16 protein-coding genes are annotated in these 19,914 nt (G+C 37.1%); 4 read left to right on the top strand and 12 right to left on the bottom strand.

Annotation, left to right across the window (positions count from 1 at the left end; translation table 11 throughout):
* Positions 1 to 104: 104 nt before the first annotated feature.
* The 4 genes from HMPREF9456_RS14505 (at position 105) to HMPREF9456_RS14490 (ending at position 8,501) form a co-directional block, all read left to right on the top strand.
* Complete coding sequence (locus HMPREF9456_RS14505; protein WP_006844306.1) at positions 105 to 1,496, top strand: DUF3945 domain-containing protein; 1,392 nt, start codon at positions 105 to 107, stop codon at positions 1,494 to 1,496.
* A gap of 210 nt (positions 1,497 to 1,706) precedes the next feature.
* Positions 1,707 to 2,144 carry a DUF1896 family protein gene (locus HMPREF9456_RS14500; RefSeq protein ID WP_006844305.1) on the top strand — a complete coding sequence of 146 codons (438 nt, stop codon included), beginning with the start codon at positions 1,707 to 1,709 and terminating at the stop codon, positions 2,142 to 2,144.
* On the top strand, positions 2,134 to 7,521 hold the full coding sequence (locus HMPREF9456_RS14495; RefSeq protein WP_026177129.1) for a helicase-related protein: 5,388 nt from the start codon (positions 2,134 to 2,136) through the stop codon (positions 7,519 to 7,521). Before HMPREF9456_RS14500 ends, HMPREF9456_RS14495 begins: the two co-directional genes overlap by 11 nt.
* A gap of 95 nt (positions 7,522 to 7,616) precedes the next feature.
* On the top strand, positions 7,617 to 8,501 hold the full coding sequence (locus HMPREF9456_RS14490; RefSeq protein ID WP_006844303.1) for a hypothetical protein: 885 nt from the start codon (positions 7,617 to 7,619) through the stop codon (positions 8,499 to 8,501).
* An 81-nt stretch (positions 8,502 to 8,582) separates the two neighbouring features.
* Here the strand turns inward: HMPREF9456_RS14490 and HMPREF9456_RS14485 are convergent, their stop codons facing one another.
* The 12 genes from HMPREF9456_RS14485 to HMPREF9456_RS14430 form a co-directional block, all read right to left on the bottom strand.
* Entirely contained in the window at positions 8,583 to 8,915 is a 333-nt protein-coding gene (locus tag HMPREF9456_RS14485) for a helix-turn-helix domain-containing protein (protein WP_006844302.1), read from the bottom strand.
* A gap of 4 nt (positions 8,916 to 8,919) precedes the next feature.
* Positions 8,920 to 9,282, bottom strand: coding sequence for a MerR family transcriptional regulator (locus HMPREF9456_RS14480; RefSeq protein WP_006844301.1), 363 nt, complete (start codon positions 9,280 to 9,282; stop codon positions 8,920 to 8,922).
* A gap of 277 nt (positions 9,283 to 9,559) precedes the next feature.
* Positions 9,560 to 10,099, bottom strand: coding sequence for a dihydrofolate reductase family protein (locus tag HMPREF9456_RS14475; RefSeq protein WP_006844300.1), 540 nt, complete (start codon positions 10,097 to 10,099; stop codon positions 9,560 to 9,562).
* A 276-nt stretch (positions 10,100 to 10,375) separates the two neighbouring features.
* Positions 10,376 to 11,224, bottom strand: a complete 849-nt coding sequence (locus tag HMPREF9456_RS14470; RefSeq protein WP_006844299.1) for an RteC domain-containing protein — start codon at positions 11,222 to 11,224, stop codon at positions 10,376 to 10,378.
* 77 nt (positions 11,225 to 11,301) lie between these two features.
* Complete coding sequence (locus HMPREF9456_RS14465; RefSeq protein ID WP_006844298.1) at positions 11,302 to 12,051, bottom strand: patatin-like phospholipase family protein; 750 nt, start codon at positions 12,049 to 12,051, stop codon at positions 11,302 to 11,304.
* Positions 12,052 to 12,062: 11 nt separating this feature from the next.
* On the bottom strand, positions 12,063 to 12,254 hold the full coding sequence (locus HMPREF9456_RS14460; RefSeq protein ID WP_006844297.1) for a hypothetical protein: 192 nt from the start codon (positions 12,252 to 12,254) through the stop codon (positions 12,063 to 12,065).
* A gap of 11 nt (positions 12,255 to 12,265) precedes the next feature.
* Entirely contained in the window at positions 12,266 to 13,234 is a 969-nt protein-coding gene (locus HMPREF9456_RS14455; protein ID WP_081462093.1) for a UDP-3-O-acyl-N-acetylglucosamine deacetylase, read from the bottom strand.
* 15 nt (positions 13,235 to 13,249) lie between these two features.
* Complete coding sequence (locus tag HMPREF9456_RS14450; protein WP_006844295.1) at positions 13,250 to 14,197, bottom strand: 3-oxoacyl-ACP synthase III family protein; 948 nt, start codon at positions 14,195 to 14,197, stop codon at positions 13,250 to 13,252.
* 24 nt (positions 14,198 to 14,221) lie between these two features.
* A complete protein-coding gene (locus HMPREF9456_RS14445) occupies positions 14,222 to 14,980 on the bottom strand; it encodes a BUD32 family EKC/KEOPS complex subunit (RefSeq protein WP_006844294.1) in 759 nt (252 codons plus the stop codon).
* On the bottom strand, positions 14,977 to 15,402 hold the full coding sequence (locus HMPREF9456_RS14440; RefSeq protein WP_006844293.1) for a thioredoxin family protein: 426 nt from the start codon (positions 15,400 to 15,402) through the stop codon (positions 14,977 to 14,979). Before HMPREF9456_RS14440 ends, HMPREF9456_RS14445 begins: the two co-directional genes overlap by 4 nt.
* A 108-nt stretch (positions 15,403 to 15,510) precedes the next feature.
* The gene (locus HMPREF9456_RS14435; RefSeq protein ID WP_006844292.1) at positions 15,511 to 16,797 is read right to left on the bottom strand and encodes a TolC family protein; all 1,287 of its coding nucleotides are present in this window, start codon (positions 16,795 to 16,797) and stop codon (positions 15,511 to 15,513) included.
* Positions 16,794 to 19,913: an efflux RND transporter permease subunit gene (locus HMPREF9456_RS14430; protein ID WP_006844291.1), complete on the bottom strand. Its 3,120-nt coding sequence runs from the start codon at positions 19,911 to 19,913 to the stop codon at positions 16,794 to 16,796. The genes HMPREF9456_RS14435 and HMPREF9456_RS14430 overlap by 4 nt, the downstream gene beginning before the upstream one ends.
* Between the last annotated feature and the right edge of the window lies 1 nt (position 19,914).

Raw genomic sequence — 19,914 nt, 5'->3', positions numbered from 1 at the left:
CCAGATGTCATCAGATGACAGTTCTTTTATAATCAATTATATAGCGATCTTTTCATTCTAAATTAGTGAAGCATTGCTATTGATGCATCACTAATTTTAGTTTTATGAATGAAAAAGTAAATGACCAAGAAATTCTGCTAGTCACAGAAAAAAATAGTAACAACCTGAATGTTGTCAGCGGTATTAATGAAGACGGTACACCTAAAACGGTTAAAGCAACCAAAGAGAATGAACCCGCTTTCCTAAAAATCGACAAGAATGCCGATGTATTAGAAAACTTCTTCAAAAACTTCCTGAGCCAGAGTAAAGATCCTACACATTTTCATTTCTTTAAAATCCCGTTAGAGTTGTTTGAGAGTATTACGCCTGTTCTCAAAGAAATGCTGAAAGATCCTGATAATCCATCCAATAAAGAAGCATTAGATGCCTACAAAATCTTACCTGAAGCTTTTGCTCCAAAAGAATATCAAGCGCTGGATGAATCCCGAATTAATTGGGATCAGTTGGCAGAATTAGGTATCACCAAAGAAAAACTCGAAAAATCAGGTAGCTTAGAGCCGATGTTCAACTGGCAAAAATCCCCTGTACTGCTTACTATCAAAACCGAAGCTCTGGGAGAAGCCGTCTATTCCGATGCCCGTTTGTCTTTCAGAGAAGATGCGGAGGGTAATATCAAACTGCGTATTCACAATATACGTAATGCACCCGAACTCAATTATCCTTTTATGGGAGCAACATTCACAAAAGAAGATAAAGAGAATCTTCGCCAAACAGGTAATGCAGGAAGACTGATTGAGATTGAACCCAAAGAAGGTATGAAGATGAATGCTTTTGTCTCCATAGATAAACTGACCAATGAACTGGTAGCCCTTCGTGCCGACAGGATAAAAATACCGGATGAATTTAAAGGGATCAAACTAAGCGAGGAACAGAAGAAAGATTTGGCAGAAGGAAAAGGTGTTTATTTAGAAGATATGAAATCGAAGAAAGACACTCTGTTCAGTGGTACGGTTCAGATTAATGCCGACAGAAGAGGTCTTGAAATACATTTTGGGAATACCCCCAGGCAAAGCCAATCCCAACACCAATCCGAAAGCCAGCAAGAAGCCCCAAAGTCATTCCGCAAGAAAGAACTAACCGAAGATCAGCAGGCGAGCCTGAATGAAGGAAAAACCGTTTATGTCAGTGGTCTGACTGATCGCAACGGAAAAAACTACAATGGCTACATTACGTGGAAACCCGAAACGGGTAAAACCGACTTCATGTTTGCTACCGATTACAAGAAAGCATTGGAACAAGGTACAGTTAAGCCCGATAACCGCCATAAGGTTCAGATTGCCGTTAATTCGGAAGGAAAAACCAATGAAGCGACCAAGAAAGTAAGAGAGCCGTTAGAGCAAGGGCAGACCGTACCAACCGAAAAACAGAAAGAAAAGCAGGAGAATAAACAGGAACAGGAAGAGTCCCAGCAACAATCCCGGGGAATAAGAAGATAACAGATAAATCCCTATATTTACCGCTGATTTCTACAACTTTACTTCATAGGCTGCTTTGTATCGGGAGGTACTTTGGCCAGCTTGTAACTTTGAGAAATTAGTGGAGGCTCTCGGGGAAAGGAAAACCCGGGAGCCGTTCTGCTTTTATAAGCAATCCCCTATACTACATTATTAAAAACGGTCTACCGACCTCCACTAATTTCCACCACAATGAAAGCTAAAAATAACCGGCAGGAGTTGTCCTATTACGGACTACTTCTTCATTCCTATCTTCAGGAAAGCCATCCCGACAAAACAGAAGATTCCCAATTCATTAAAACAAGAGCAGATATTGCAGCTGAAGCCTATTCCAATGCAATAAAAGACGGTTACTCTCACGACCGGGCCGAAGAAATGGCTTGTAAAGCTTTATATGAAGGGCTTTTATTCTCCAAATTCGATACCGTCCGTTCGATTCTTTTAGAGGAATTTTCCTATATCCCCGAAAGCGAAGTCTTTCAGAAAACAATGTTACTACTCCCTCTCTGTGAAGAAGTCTTTACAGAATATACCCTGCATGATGAGTTTGCGTATTCTGCCGAATACAATCTACTCTATACGGAACTGGTTGGATTAATAGATATATGGGAGGATGAACATGAGCTATAATAAAAAGGCTCATCTGAGAGCCAATATCGATGCAGTTAAGGTCGTTTTTACCCTTGAAAAAGAACAACGCCCAGCTACCGAAATCGAGCAGGATATATTAATGGAATATACCGGATTCGGAGGCCTCAAATGTGTACTTAATCCTGTCAATAGTCTGGCAGATACAGCATCATGGGCAAAATCTGAACTGGAGTTATTTCCGATGGTCGCCGAACTGCATCGGGTAATCAGGGATAATACCGATTCTGCTATAGAGTATAAGCAATATATCAATAGTATAAAGAACTCGGTACTGACAGCTTTCTATACTCCGCCTTTAGTTGTTCAGGCTCTAGCCGATACATTCAGTGATAACGATGTACAGATAAATACCCTGTTGGACCCATCAGCAGGCATGGGTGGTTTTTCCTCTGCTTTTTCTTTCCGCTACCTCAAAGCTGATATCATTAATTTTGAAAAGGATCTTCTGACTGGTAAAATATTATCTCATATCAATCCTGATGATAAAGTTATTGTAGATGGCTTTGAAACTATTGAGAGCCGATATAATAATCATTTTGATGTGGTTACTTCCAATATTCCTTTTGGAGAGATGAGTGTATTCGATGCAGAATTTATGAAAACAGATAAACTGCATAGGGATTCTACTCGGGCCATTCACAATTATTTCTTTCTGAAAGGAGTTGAAACATTGCGTGAAGGAGGATTGATGGCATTTATTACCTCTCAGGGTGTATTAAACTCACCAAACAATCAAGCCGTAAGGCAATGGCTAATGAATAATACCAATCTGGTATCAGCTATCCGTTTACCGAATAACCTCTTTGTAGAAAATGCAGGAACAGAAGTCGGTAGCGATTTAATCGTTCTGCAAAAGAATACACTAAAGCAAGAACTAACCCGTCAAGAGAAAAAGTTCCTGACAACCTATGAGCTTTCATCGGGTATAACAATCAACAGCAGCTTTGAAAATCTACAACGAATAGTCCATACCAAAGGATTTAGAGATACCGATCCTTATGGAAAACCGGCACAGGTATTCTTACATGAAGGAGGAATGGAAGCTATTTCTTCTGATTTAAAGCAGATGTTAAATACCGATTTTAAACTGAATCTCGATCTGAACTTATACTATAAGTATTCATCACAAAATCAAAAGGCTGTTCAGAATACATCTGCAATAAATAACAAGTCTCAAGTAGCAGAAGAAAAAGCTAAAGTTAAAGTTATTGAGCTGAATGTATCACAACCAACCATGTCTTTATATGATTTGTTTGGGTTTACAGAAGCCGAGCGTACACAGATTAAACCGAACAAAAGAAAACGCACACCTCAACCCAATCAGAAACCTGTACAGTTAAGTTTGTTTTCCTCCAATGAGAGACAAAAGCCTGAACCCAGCCCCGAACAAGTTGTCAGAGAAGAGCAACCAAAACCACCGATGGAACTTCGACCCTTCTCCGGCATATTGGAAGAATACCATAAGCAAGGCTCATTAGTCAAAGATGACGGGCAGATCGGCTATCTGAAAGATCGTTACAGGACAGATGCTGTGTTTCAGCCCTTGGATCTGCCGACAATACAGCAATCAAAGGTTGACAGGTATATCCAATTACGGGATGCGTATCATAAGTTGTACGACTATGAAGCCAAGAATCTGACTGAAGAACCTGATTTACGAAAAGACCTGAATACCTCCTATGATTCTTTTTTCAGGCTCTATGGAAATCTGAACGATAAGAAGAATCTGGATATAATCAAGATGGATTCTTCCGGAACAGCGATTCTTGCATTAGAACGCAGGATAGACGGAAGATTGCAAAAGGCGGATATATTTCAGAGACCTGTAAGTTTTAATCCTGATGAGATAAAACATACAGAAACCTCTCGTGAAGCTTTAGTTGCATCATTAAACAAATATGGAGAGATTCATCTGGATTATATGCTCTCGCTATTGGATAATAAAAAGCGGGAAGAGGTTTTAAATGATCTGGAAGGGCAGATCTATTTCAATCCGATGATCCAAAACTTTGAGATACGGGATAAGTTTATTTCAGGAAATGTAATTGAAAAAGCAGAGCAAGTCAAAAATTATCTCACGAATCACCCGAATGATCCGGCATCACAAACCGCCCTTAAAGTATTAGAAGAATCTATTCCACAACCAATCCGCTATGCGGAACTTGATTTTAACTTCGGAGAACGCTGGATACCGATGCAAACCTATCGGGATTATGCCAGTACACTTTTTGAAACCAATGTAAATATTGAATATTATGCCTCTCGTGATGATTTTACTGTCAATTCCGAACGAAGTAACCTGATTATTAATGAAAAGTTTGCTATACAAAGTGAAAAGCAGCTTTTCACAGGCATCCATCTGATGAAGCATGCACTGCTTAACACAACTCCGAATATCACCAAGACAATTGAAGTATTGGATGAGAACGGAGAACGCAAAAGTATAAAAGTCGCAGACCCAGAAGCAATCCAATTAGCAAATTCCAAAATAGACGAGATACGAAACGGTTTTACCGACTGGCTCAACAACCAGTCTCCCGAATTTCAAAATAAGTTAGCAGATCTATATAATAAAAAATTCAACTGTTATGTCCGTCCTGAATACGATGGTTCACACCAGACATTCCCTGATCTTGACCTGAAAGCTTTAGGTATTGTCGATTTATATCCGAGTCAGAAGGACTGTATATGGATGCAAAAACTCATAGGCGGAGGCATAGCTGATCACGAAGTAGGTGGAGGAAAGACACTTATTATGTGTATTGCAGCCTATGAAATGAAACGATTAGGGTTAGCTAACAAACCGATGATATTAGGGCTAAAAGCCAATGTACACGAAATAGCTCATACCTTTAGAACAGCATATCCAAATGCAAAGATTCTCTATCCGGGAAAGGAAGACTTTACACCAAGTAAACGGGTAAAGATCTTCAATGATATAAAGAACAACAACTGGGATGCCGTTATCCTGACGCACGATCAATTTGGAAAGCTACCCCAATCTCCTGAAATGCAGCAACAGATATTCCAAACAGAACTGGATTCGGTCGAAGAGAATCTTCGTGTTATCGAACAGATTGAAGGTAAATCCGCTTCCAAACGCATGTTACGGGGATTGGAAATAAGAAAACAGAATCTGGAGGTAAAGCTGAGTGTGCTTGCCGATACGATAAAGAACCGCACGGATGATGTGGTAGATTTCAAAATGATGGGAATCGACCATTTGTTTGTAGACGAATCTCATCAATTTAAGAACCTGACTTTTACCACTCGACATGATCGTGTTGCAGGCTTAGGTAATCCTGAGGGAAGCCAACGAGCCTTGAATATGCTCTTTGCCGTTCGTACGATACAGGAGCGTACAGGTAAAGACTTAGGAGCTACATTCCTTTCGGGGACGACCATATCCAACTCCCTGACAGAATTATATCTGTTATTCAAATATCTTCGTCCGAAAGAATTGGAAAATCAGGGTATCAATTCTTTTGATGCATGGGCAGCAATCTATGCCAAAAAAACAACCGATTATGAATTTTCTGTTACCAACCAGATCGTACAGAAAGAACGTTTCCGTTATTTTATTAAAGTCCCTGAACTGGCGAACTTTTATGCAGAGATTACTGATTTTCGGACAGCAAAAGATATTGGCATAGACCGTCCCGAAAAGAATGAGATACTGTACAATATCCCACCAACACCGCAGCAGGAAATATTTATTCAAAAACTAATGGAATTTGCTAAAACAGGAGATGCGACATTACTAGGCCGAGTTCCACTGACTGAAAAAGAAGATAAAGCAAAGATGCTGATTGCGACCGACTATGCCCGTAAGATGTCATTGGATATGCGTATGATTAATCAGGCATATGGTGACCATGTCGATAACAAAGCATCTCATTGTGCAGCTAAAATAGCAGAGTATTACAATAAATATGAATCCAATAAAGGAACACAATTTGTATTCTCTGATTTAGGCACATATAAACCCAATGAATGGAATCCGTATTCAGAGATTAAGCGAAAGCTGGTAGAGGATCATGGTATTCCCGGACATGAGATACGCTTTATTCAGGAAGCTAAAACAGATAATGCCCGTAAAACATTGATTGAAGGAATGAATGAAGGGCGTATCCGAGTATTGTTTGGTTCTACTTCGATGTTGGGAACAGGAGTAAACGCTCAGCAAAGAGCTGTAGCTATCCATCATTTGGATACACCGTGGCGACCATCTGACTTGCAACAACGGGACGGGCGTGCTATTCGTAAAGGAAATGAAATCGCTAAACTATATGCAGATAACAAAGTCGATGTGGTTATCTATGCAGTTGAGAAAAGCCTTGATTCCTATAAGTTCAATCTGTTACAGAATAAACAGACATTTATCAATCAGCTAAAGAATAATAGTCTGGGCAGTCGTACTATTGATGAGGGCAGCATGGATGAAAGTGCAGGCATGAATTTCTCGGAGTATGTGGCTATTCTTTCAGGTAATACCGATTTATTGGAGAAAGCCAAGCTGGAGAAAAAGATCAATGCTTTGGAAAGTGAGAAGAAAGCATTTGTCAAGAGTAAATCTTCAGCGACTTTCAAATATGAGGATAGTACCCGAACCATCGAAGGAAATACCCAAATGATAAACCGCATGACAAAAGACTGGGATGCATTCAGTAATCGTGCTCAGACAGATAATGAGGGGAATAAACTGAATCCTGTAAAATTGGAAGGGATAAATTCATCTGATCTGAAAATTATCGGAGAAAAGTTAAATCACTTATCGGATAATGCCCGCACCAATAACGAGTATTTCACCATAGGTACACTCTATGATTTTAAACTTCTTGTAAAGACAGAGGACAGTCAAAAAGAAGGTTCGATCTTTAAAGATAACCGATTTTTTATAGAAGGGGAGGGTGGAATAAAGTACAACTACAATAACGGACATATCGCTACTGATCCGAAACTAGCCGCTATGAATTTTCTGAATGCTTTGGAGCGTATTCCTAAATTGATTGAGAAATACCACACCGATAATGAAAAACTATCTAAAGATCTACCCATACTAAAAGAAGTTATTGATTCTTCTTTCAAAAAAGAACCTCTATTAAAAGAATTGAAAACAGAATTGGTCGCTTTGGATCGACAAATTCAGCTTACTCTGACAACCAAAGATGAACCGAAAGAAGTTCAAAAAGTTACTCCTGTACAGTCTGTTGATTCTGTAAATAATGTTCGCTCAGGGAAACCAATGAGTATTAAGGAGATTATTGATGCAAACAGGGATCGTATATTGATCGGAAAAGTAGGTTCTGATACTAATAAGAAAGAAGAACAAATTTCTAGAGGAATTAAAATATAGAAATAATTAATTATACGATCGTATATTTTGGTTAATAAACTATTCTCTTATACTAATTTTGTATATTAGTGTCGGTAAATTAAAAATCTTATTTTATGCTGTCGAAAACTACAAATTTAGAAACTATACGTATAGTTGAAACATGGACTACTGCTGAATTAGAGCGGTTTGCTATTACAATGGATATTCCTTTGCAATCTCAACATAATGGATTAAACCTATCTAAGAGTATGAAAGCGAATCAAATACTTATAGCTTTAAATGATAATCAAATAACGGGTCCATATAGTGGAGATTTGCAAAAGGATGCTATAAAATACGTTTTTGATAAATTTGAATCAGAAAGGGATTCTACGACAAGTTCATCTCTAAGATATGACCCATTCTCTTTAACCGATTTAGTAGAAGAGGATAGCGATAATGAAAACATGGATGAATTATTTAATGAAGCGTATACAAGCTTAAGTATGAATTTGAAAAGAGATGGCTTTAAAATTAACAATGGAATAGTCGTATCCTTATTACCCGAAGAATTATTAGTAACAAATACAGAAAATGAATTGATCCGATTATTAGACCATTTTAATTTTTCAACATCAAAAGCTCATCTTGTACAAGCAATAAGTAATCATTCAAGTTCGAATTGGGCTGCAGCTAATGGACAATTTAGAACCTTTATTGAATCTTTATTGATTGAGATCGCACATAATTTAAACTCAACATCAACTTGCACTGATTTTGGTAGTGCACAAAATGAACTAAGCAATTTAAATCCGCCTTTTTTATTAAGAACTTTAAATGAAGTCTCAATATCGACAAATCCATTAGACAAATCGTATGTTGCTGGTTTGTGGAAAAGATTACACCCTACAGGTTCTCATCCAGGTATCTCAGATGAAGAAGATTCTACATTTAGATATCACACAGTTAGTGTATTTGCAAGATATCTATTAGCTCGTTTAGAGACTAGAATACCATAAAAGTATATTAAAAAAGAACCCTCGATATCCTCATGATAGAGAGGTTTTTTTAGTTATGAAATACAACATTGCTACTCGCTCTTACAATATTTTTTTCTTTTGCCATTTATCCTTATCTGTAAGTTTATCTTTGCCTCCGAAGTATTGATCTACAAAGATTTTGACATCCGATTCCCTATAATAGTTCCGCTTACAGATTGTTTTGAAAGGGAGTAATCCTAAATTGCGATAACGTTGTAAGGTACGTGGGGTGATTTTAAGGAAAAGGCATAAATCCTGATTATCAAGTAAACGCTCTCCCAATACACCACTGTTCTCAGAAACCAGGAGCTTATCAACTTTTTCATCTATGCGTTTGAGAAGCCTGACCAGTCCCTTTATATTGGATTCGAATATTTCATCGTCTATCATCATAACCTTACTTTTTAGGTTTGTTTCTTTTCCTGCGTTCAATATACTGTTGATGGCTATTTATCAGATCAGAAAGTGCTTCTTCACCGGTTTTAACCAAGTGTTCCTGTAGAATACGCTTTATTTCTCCTATAGTATAATAGGTTTTTCCTGACAGAATCGAATATGAGATAAGTTGATTGGAGCGAAGGCGTTGCAGAGTCCGTTCGCTTATCCGTAGAAAGGTACATACTTCATAACTATCGACCCATACTTCGTCCAATTCTTTAGATGTACTGGACGTATCATTATTTCGGATGTAGTCGGTAATCGAATCAATCTTTCTGATTAATTCTTTAAATGCTTCTGAATCTATTGTTATAACTTCCATATCATATTTGTTTGAAACAAAGGTCTGATATTTAGAAGTTTTAAAAGCCCAAGTTGGGATAACTATTTTCAGATAAGTGCCTAGTTTACTAATAGATAAGGTCCTTCATTTAATTATTTTAATTTATTTGAAAGAGAATCTGTGGTATAAGGTTTCAGTGAAGTATTTTATATTGTTGATGGCTATTTTCAGGACTGTTTCATGTAGAAAAGTATGAAAAAATAAATACCCAAGCTTGGGATAAACTTGGGTAATTGGAATTTTATTTTTATAGTATTTAAAGCTCAATATCTCGATGATATTCAACCTGTAATACATTATTACTGTATGAATGGGTGTTGTCTAACTTCCAAGTCAATTCCTTAGCTATATTGGGAAATAAAGGAATTCCTGATCCAAGCATCATAGGTATGATTGTAATTATCATTTCATCTATTAAATCATTGTCAAGAAGCATGGAAATAATTTCACCTCCACCTACGATCCAGATGTCTTTACCTTCTTGTTTTTTGATCTCTGATAAAGCTTCTATTATATTCTCAGAAACGAAATGAATATCCTCTTTCGGATTATTCATCTTATTTCGGGTAATTATATAGGATATCTTGTCCTTATATGGATAGATTACATCCATATTTAGAATATCCCGATAAGTTCTACCACCCATAATCACAGTATCAACAGAATTGAAGAATTCATCATACCCATAGTTTAATTCAGGTGTAATTGGATATGCTGAAAGCCAGTCTAGTCCGCCGCCTATATCAGCAATATATCCATCAATAGATGTGGCAATATATAATTTTATTTTTCTCATATTCAGTATGTTTTAGGTATATAATATACAAAAAAAAGCGTGGATCTCACAAGCTTCTACATAGAGGTACTGGCATACCCACAAGCGAAACAGGCGAATCCACGCTATACAACTGCATAGCATGAACATTGCATCTGTTGGTCTCGCTTAATTTTGAAAAGTGCCAGTTTCCTATGTAGAGACGTTACAGCGAACGTTATGTTATATATGTCAAGAAGTATTCAGAATACTCCTGCTTTTCTTTTTATTCATACAAATATAAGTTATTATTTCGATTCATTTATTGTCCAATTCGTTCATTCTTTCTTCGAGAAGCTTGATCAATTTATCTAAAAATAAAGTTCGGCTGCCTTTGCGCTCTCGTATTTCAAGAAATGTATGATAGAAGTCTCCTAAGTTGATATTAAAAACAGTTTCAATGTATTCCGCTAGCTCTTTAATATTTGTATTTCCATTGTTAAAACATCCTGCACTATCCCAAGCATAAATCTGTTCAACAAGCTCAGCTTTTTTTGCGGTCCAGGTTAGTTTTGTCTTAGGTAAACTTAGACCTTCAGGGATACTTTGCTGTAGATTACTTATATTCAATAGCTTATTGTTTATATAAACTGTTAATCTTTCATTAGCAATCATTTTTGCAACTTTGAAATCGAAACTTGTTGAAAATTTTGTATCTCTTTCAAAATAGAAACAATCCAAAATTAGCTGAATATCTGGTTTTCCTCTCAAAAAATAGTATTTATCAAGATGGGTACTTCCGGAACGGTAGTATTGATAAAAATCAGCATTATTATCAAAGAAATACTTAATTCTAGCTAATATTCCTTCTAAATAGTTCTTCTTATCTAAATTACTTCCCGTAGGCATTCTCATTTCTAAGTTATATACTTTTCGATAATATATCAGGATACTAAATAATTGAGGCTTAGTTTCCTTGAAAAAAGTAATTTCATCTTGTTGATCATCGAATTTATAATTTGAGACAAACTCTTTTAATTTATCAAATGTAGATTCCAATAAGGAAATAATACTAATTGATTTCTGAAAGATATTATTTTCTTCAGATTCGATTAGTAGAATCTCTTTGTTAATGCTTTCTTTTATATCTTTAATAAATTGCTTCATAGTACTAGTTTTACTCATATGTTTTTTGAAGAGTATAATATTCGCAAAACCTTTGAAAATAAAGAATGTAAATATTGTTAACTCCGATAGTATTCCATAACAGAGTCATATCCTATACAAAATATCTTTTCAGCATGTTCTAAATCAAACATAGTATACTCTTTTAATGTTGGTTCAATTAATATATCACAAGATATTTTATCTATTTCTATATTAGAATTCACTAAGTATTGAAGTGATCTTTCGGCTACTCCCTTGAACGAGTTAGAAAACTCTTTTTTGTAGATTGTATTTAAATTAACTGCAACTAATTGCTTGCAATATGGCCTTATCACTGTTGTCGGTAAATTCTTTAGTAATCCTCCATCAACATAATGGATACCGTCTATCACAACCGGGGTGAAGATAATTGGGACAGAGCATGATGCTATTACTGGTTCTATAAGTTTCCCTCTCGAGAAGCTGGCTATTTCTCCATTATCAAAATCCGTTGTAACAACATGCAGAGGAATCCTTAAATCTTCAAAGGATTTAGCTCTTATATATTTCTTTAATAAATTGGAGAGATGTGTCATTTTTGATATACCGCTATAGGGTATTGTAAAATCAACGAATTCTCTTTTCTTTTTAGATGTAAAGATCTTCATAACTTCTTCCGGGGTATAACCGTCAGCGATAAATACCCCCACTAATGCTCCGGCACTGGTTCCTGAAATAATATCCGGATTACCTCCCTTTTCAATTAGAGCCTGAATAACCCCTAAATGGGCAAAACCTTTCGCTCCACCCCCACTTAAAGCCAGGCCTAAATCATATTTCTTTTCCATATCTTTTAGCATTATAATAGACTTGCGACAAATCCACCTGATAGAGATCCTGCACAACAGTTGGTCCACATTTCTGCTGACATGGGATAGGTTCCCCAATAGCAGCCCCAGAAATACCAATGTAAGTATCCCAATATCAAACCTATAAGCATGGCGAGTAAAGTTGCCTTATTTTGAATTATTAAAGCCTGTAACCTTTTCATTATTTCTTGTTTTATGGTTGACTCCAATAAAAACCTGAGATATTCAGCATTTCAGCTTTTTGCCTTATATTTATATTCTTCCGGATTTCTCTTGCAAAAATATTATTGATAGTATGTCCTGGGCGGTTTGCTACTATTTCTCCTTTTATAAAATAACCGACTAGTGCAATGTCCCCTATTATATCTAATAATTTATGCCTGGCAGGCTCATCCGGAGTTCTCAGTGAAGTATTCATCACATATCCGAGATGATTTGCATGCCTTTTCTTTACACATAACATATCACAAAGTTTATCTAGTTTCTTTTGTTCCATAATCTGATCATAAATAATAATGGCATTATCCATATCCCCTCCTTTTATGAGGTTCTTATCTATCAAAGATTCTATTTCTCTGACAAAAACGAAGGTTCTGGCAGAAGCAAAATCTTTTATGAATGAAGATAATCCCGGCAGATATGCTTCTTGCTGTTTTAATAATACCGAGTCAAAAGAAATACTGCTTTTAATACTGAACGAGTCACTGGGCCTCAAGATCAGTGAGGCTCCTGTAACTTCATCTCTTACCTTTATTCTTTTTCGAGGGAAACTAATATATATCCTTCTTGCATTTTGAATAGTAATTCCTGTTTCTAATATTTTTTGTACAAAAGAAATTGAACTGCCATCCATTATCGGAAATTCAGGTGCGTCCACATCGATCAGACAGTTGTCTATTTCGCAGGCATATAAGGCTGCCAATGCGTGTTCTACTGTTCCAATTTGTATTGTTGCGGAGCCTATTACAGTACTTCTTTCCGTGGAGACTACATTTTCGGCAACAGCATCGAGAATGGGACCTCCCGGTAAATCGATACGTCTGATCTTATAACCATGATCTTCCGGAGCAGGATTAAATTTTATTTTCACATTAAGCCCTGAATGTAATCCTTTCCCCATTAGGGTAAAGCTGTTTTTTAATGTTCGTTGTTTTATAATCATTTCTTTATCTTTTAATTATCCTTTCTTAAGTAAGCATGCCCCACAGGAATATCCTCCGCCAAAGACTGAAATACAAACTAAATCTCCGGTCTTTAATTGCTCGTAGTGTTGAGCTAATACCAGTAAGGTGCTGGCGGATCCCGTGTTACCTAGTTCCTGTATATTCGACATTGTTTTATTTTCCGGTATATTTAATTGTTTAATCACATTTTCTAAAATTCGGCTATTGGCCTGATGCCCGATAAAGTATGCCAGATCTGAAATATCGTATCTATTCTTACTGGTAATTTCTTCTACACTTTTAGCCATATATTTACACGCCTGTAAAAAAACATCCCGGCCTATAGGCATCTGCAGCTTCCCTCTCTTCAGATTCAGTGTAATGGCTTGCGTACCCATTCCGATATGCCCCAAACCTTGAGAGGTTACATCTAATACTTGTATTTCTTCATTAGAAAAACGATCCTTTGAGAAAAAATACGCGACGGCTCCGTCTCCCCACAAATGTCCCGATATCTTGTCGGAGTCATCCGAATAAGAAGAATTCTTCTCTGCACAGACAAGTAGAGCTTTGGATGCTTTACCCGATATAAAAAAAGATTGTATTATTTCTATGGCATTGATAGACGAAGAGCAGGCTGATGAAACATAGAATACCTTAGCCAGGTTTATATTATATACGCGTTGGATGATATGCCCGGTTGTGACTACCGTATCAGTTGGTGTATAAGAGGCAAAAACAACCAGGTCTACGTCTTCAATAGGATAAGGCAACCTGGGCAATGCATGCTTTACGGCTGTAAAACACATAAACTCCGATGTTTCTTTTTCAGACGCCCTTGCCCGGGAACGTATGCCTGTACGTTGGCGAATCCACTCATCGGTAAGCCCGTTGGTTTGAGTGAAATACTCATTATTAATTCTTTTTGTCGGAATATAGTATCCCACAGCATTTATATACATATTTGTTCTTTTTATAGACTGTTTTTACTTTCGTTTTGCTTGATGCTTAACTTCAGGATGCTTAAATAAAAACATTTTCCAGAATAAGACATTATAAGAATATATCAGAAAAAAACATGGAGCTGTATGGTATCCACAGAGCCATGAGTATGTTTCTGCGATGTTTCGTATGTCTTGTTTGTTTAACTTTAAACGTCTGAAACTTCTGCACCGGGAAATAATATTACATTTACCCAATCTCATACGGTTCAAGTCTACAAGTAAAAACTGATATTTTCCTGCTTTTTCCCTATACAATATATTGCCTGGAGAATAATCCTTATGAAGAATATTATTATTGTGTAAATTAGCAGTAAATTGAATGAAATCTCTCAGTAACCTGTCATTTATGATTTCTGATCCATAGCCTAATATATTGCGGATTGTTCCATCTGTATTCTCATGTATAGAAATATAATAGGACTCTTCAAAAAGATAACCTTTAAATATTTCAATATAAGCAATCGGGTCAGGTGTTCCAATACCTTTTGTTTTTAAATATATAGCATGATCGTAAGAGCGCTTAGCCTTTGAGTCTCGCAGATAACAATAGGCAAATTTATTTATCAATGAAGGTACTTTAAAACTCTTGACATTTATTGCAAGGCCCTTGTAATTATACTTCTTTATTACGTTCCTATCCACATAAAGTATTTCTCCGGATTCTTTAAAAATACCAGGTATCGATAAAACAAACTCATCCAATATTTTATATTTCGGATTAATATGAATATTTGTTTTCATTTTATATCACGTTCATAGATCATTTTCAGATTATATGCAGGTATAACACCCATAATCCGCTTGTATTCTTTTCCGTTTCTAAATAAAACTATACTAGGTACCCCCGATATATTATATTTATCTACGGCTTTTATTTCATTATCCACATTGATAGCATAAAAAGGAATAGTTTCATCTTTACTCATGGCCAAATGGTTCAGTTTATACTCCATATTTTTGCAAACATCAGAGTTTGAAATATAAAAAAGTACGATGCATGTTTTCCCGGAGATACTATCCGAAATATTATCCGGTGTAAGATGTATCAAATACGAATTATCAACGGACATGTTATTTTCATCAAGCTGACTATTTCCTACAAAGTAGCATACCGCGATAAGTATGGCTAATGCTAATACAAAATATATAGGTTTGATCCGCATGATGTTTATATTATAACCGGAAGGGAGAACCGGGCTTTTTTAGTGTATAGGTATAGGTATGATGGTTCTTGTCCAGCCCTCCTCCGGTCAGATTATGTATGAAAAAAGTTAACGTCCCGTTACTTGTAAATATTCAATTCGTTTTTTCTGATAATCGGCATACGATTCCACATATTTATCCCGGTTTTGCTGCAATAGTGTCTGGGCATCCAATACATCCGTGAGTGTTACCGTTCCTACTTTATAGTAGTTGCTGTTTAGACGTAAATTCTCAGTTGCCTGCTCTACTCCGTCTTTTGCCAGCAAAATCTGTTTATAAGCATTATCCAGTTCATTTTTTACATTCTGCATTTGCAACAATAGTTTCTCTTCTGTATCACTTTTATTGTTCACGGCTATCTGTTCTTGTATTTTCTGTCGTTTTATGGCATGTGACCCTCCCCACCAACCGGATATAGGAATACTGACAGAAGCAAAGGCCATACTATTATCTCTCCATTTATCAACAATGTTTTCGCCATAATAAGAAGCACCAATTGCAATAGTAGGCAAATATTCTCCCCATTTCATTTTTGTCTGTAATTTTGTCGCTTCTATATTTTTATCAAGAAGTTTACTCTCCATTCTGTCCGTTAAAGCCGTTTTATGATCCACATAATAATTTACAGGAGACTCTAGACTCTCTATATCCGGCGTAGCAATCTTAAACTGATCAGCTTCTATCAGATCCAGATTCATCTCTTGGCATAAAGACATCTTTACCAATTTTATCCCGTTTTCCAGATTGATACGTGCACTTTTCACCTCATTCTTTTTTAATTTTACTTTCAGTACATCATTATGTGTTATCAGTCCTGTTTTATAAGAAAGTTCTACATCCTTTAACAAGGTATCTAACTGTGTATCTATTATATCCAGAGTTTGGCCTTTCTCATACAAGGATACCAGTTGCCAATACAGACTTTCTGTATTCAATAGAACTTCGTTTTCTGAAAGTTTAGCCTGAAACCGGCTGACCTCAGTACCTAGATTTGCTAGTTTATTTCCGATTATAATCCGGCCACCAGTAAATATGGGCTGTGTAACGGTTATTCCTGTTTGAAATCCTTTATCGAACAAGCCTAATGACATTCCGGCAAGATTCATCGAAACTAATGGGTCTTTGGGTAGTATCCCCGTTCCTGATGCACTAATAGAAGGGAAGTAATTTGTAAGAGCTTCTTTTTTTAATTGTTCAGAAGCTTGGATTTCCAGCCGGCTGTTTTTCAGCTTACGATTATTCTCTATCGCAATCCTCTTACAATCTTCCAATCCGTACTGACTCTGAGCCTTTATTTGTAAAGAACAGGAAAAAAGAACAAGACCTAGTATCGCTTGTATATAATATATTTTCATAATTTTTCTATTTCCGGGTTAAGTTTATTATCAGCACCTCTGTAACTATACCAATATATCAATGGCAACATGGTCAGGATAAAAATCATAGAGATCATTGTTCCGAAACAAATTACCGTACCCATCGGACACCAAAGGGGACTTTTACTGATAATCATCGGAATAACCCCCATTGAGGCAGCAGCAGAGGTTAAGAATATTGGGCGCATCCGTCGTTTTCCGGCTTGTATACAAGCTTCTAAGACCGAGTGTCCTTCTTTATACCTTAATTCTTCAATATAGTCGTACATAATAATACCGTTACGAACAATAATACCGATCAGGCTGATAACTCCAAGTACGGCTGTCACACTGAAATCCATCCCCAAAATTTTCAATCCGAGCGTAGCTCCGAATATGCTGAGCAGGGTTGAGCCTAATATCAGTATAGTTAGTTTTATCTTTCTGAAATGGAACACGAGTATGAAGAAAATAATAAAGATTGAGCCTAATAATCCCTTTGCAATTTTAGGGATGGTCTCGTCATTGAAATCTTTCACCCCTCCGTACGATATACTGATATTGTTCGACAGAGATTTGTTCACTTGCATATCATTGACCAATTCCTCAACCCTTGATTGGACCTTACTGACTTTTTCGCCTCGTTTAAGATCCACATAAACAGACAATGTCCTTATTCCGTTTCGGTGAGCTATCTGTCCTTCGTTCCAATCAGTGGAAATATTTGCTATCTGTCTTAAAGGTACTGCCGGAGAGACAAGCCCCGATACATATTCGTTGGCTACATCTTCGGCTACAGGATCTTTCTTTTCCCACGCCGACTTCAGCACTACCGGTACAGAATAATCCCCTTCCCAAACCGTTGTAATAGGCATTCCCCCAAACCGCGAAGCCAGCCCTAGTCCCAGCATGGTTTCATTAACCCCCAATCGGTTTGATTCAACCGGGTCAAGCGTGATATTAACCCCCGGCAACATTTCTTCAAAGTTGGTATATACACGCAAAGGTTCGTCCATTTTCTTTAGCTCTATCATCAGACTGTCTGCAAAATATTTCAAATCACGAATACTATCTCCTGATATCCGGACCTCAATGTCTGCATCGACTCCTAACTGATAATCTAATTGTTTGAATTTGACAAAGGCATTGGGATAATGATAAGCATATTTTGAAGCATATTCGTCCAGTATATCTTCGGTATCGCTATTAAACTCCGTATTTACAATGAACTGGGCAAAATTAGTTCCTCCCAGTTTTGGGGCGTATACTGTATGAAAACGGGGAGAGCCCATTCCCATAAATGTAGTTACTGATAGTACTCGTTCATCCTTTTGGAGTATCGCTTCCATATCTTTGGCTATCGTTTCTGTCTGTTCCAGGGAGCTGCCTTGAGGCAGATATATTTCTACGGCAAATTGGTTCCGCTCGGCTACAGGCATCAGCTTTAAAGGTAAGGTAAGGGCGAATGCAATACCTCCGACAATGGAAGCAATCCCTATACAGAGTGTCAATTTCGGATATTTGAATACTTTCTCTATCAGCCGGTTATAACCGGATTGTATCTTGCCAAGCAACGATTTTTTATGCGGTTTATCCGGATCTTGTACTGCATCACTTTTTAATCCTTTTTTGATAAAAAAGTAGAGCATATAAGGAATTAACATAATAGCGACACCAAGGGATACGCTCAAAGTGACGAGTACCGTCCATGGAAAAGTGACGACAAAATCATATATCTGTCCGCTGAATGTCAATAGAAAAGGAAAAAATGTAATACTGATAGCCAGTGTTGCGGAAAAGATTGCCTTGGCATATTCCTTAGCACTGGATATGGCTGCTTCCCAACGGGAAATACCGTGATCCAGCTTTTCGAGATAACTGTCGACAATTACAATCGAATTATCAACAATCATACCTAAGACGACTACCAGGGCAGCCAGAGTAACGGTATTCAACTCGATACCGAATGCGAACATTAAGCCTATAGAGATAAAAATAGTTATTGGAATAGAGGATGCGGCAACTCCGGCTACCCGTAATGGCAAAAGTGTCATTGTAACCAATATTACGGCGATAATGGCAATTAATAATTCTTTCAGGAAGGTATTGGTTGAAGCATCTACGACTTGTGGTTGGTCTGCAATCCTGTTAATACGGATATCATCAGGGATTGTTTTCTCGAAATCTGTAATAACCGCATCTACATCTTTACCGTATTGAACAATGTTATATCCGTTACGCATTTCTGTTGATAAGATCAGGCAGTTTTTACCATTATTGGTCGTATAGCTTTCCGGTGACGGATATTCCCTGACAACCCGTGCCACATCCTTTAAGCGGATATGGTTTCCCTGTATATCTGAATAAACGATCTGCTCCTCAATATCGGTTTCCGACTGGTAAGGACGAGTAATGTGAATGGGAACCACCATCTCATCATTGTCCACTTTTCCCGATGCAGTGATGAAGCCTTTTGTCAGTAATGTTTGATATAAATTCAGGATATTAATGCCGTAACTGGCAACTTTTTCTTTTTCTATATAGATGCTTATTTGTTCCTTCTGCACTCCGTAACGGCGTAGATTTGAAACCGATTCCACAGAACGTAGTTTATCTTCGAGGCTTTCCATATAGACCTGTAGTTGCCTGTGGTTTTTAGTCTCGGATTCCATCGTTATAAGCAAGGCTGATGTATCTCCAAAGTCATCATTTGCAATTAAAGCTATGACTCCACCGGGCAATTGCATTTTAAATAGTGATAAGCCATGTTTTATTTTAGACCAGACCTCATCCTTATTATTGACATTGTCATTAAGTTCCACAAAGACATAGGTAATTCCGTCTTTGGAATAAGAGTAAGTTTTCGACTTTTTTACTTCCTTGAAAGTAAACAGATAACGTTCCAATGGTTTAGTCAGTTGCTGCTCTACTTCTGCCGATGTTGCACCCGGATATACCCCGACAACGACTCCCTGGCGTATTGTGAATATAGGAAACTCCTGTTTAGGCATTACTTTCAGAGCCACAATACCGAATACTACCAGTATGCTGACTATCAGTATAACGATCTTATTGTATTTCATAGTCCAGGCTATGAGACCTTTTTCTTCCTTCATA

The organism is Dysgonomonas mossii DSM 22836 (assembly GCF_000213575.1).
Taxonomy (GTDB): Bacteria; Bacteroidota; Bacteroidia; order Bacteroidales; family Dysgonomonadaceae; genus Dysgonomonas; species Dysgonomonas mossii.
Note: the sequence above shows the minus strand (reverse complement) of the source record. Positions and strands in the feature narration are given on the sequence as shown.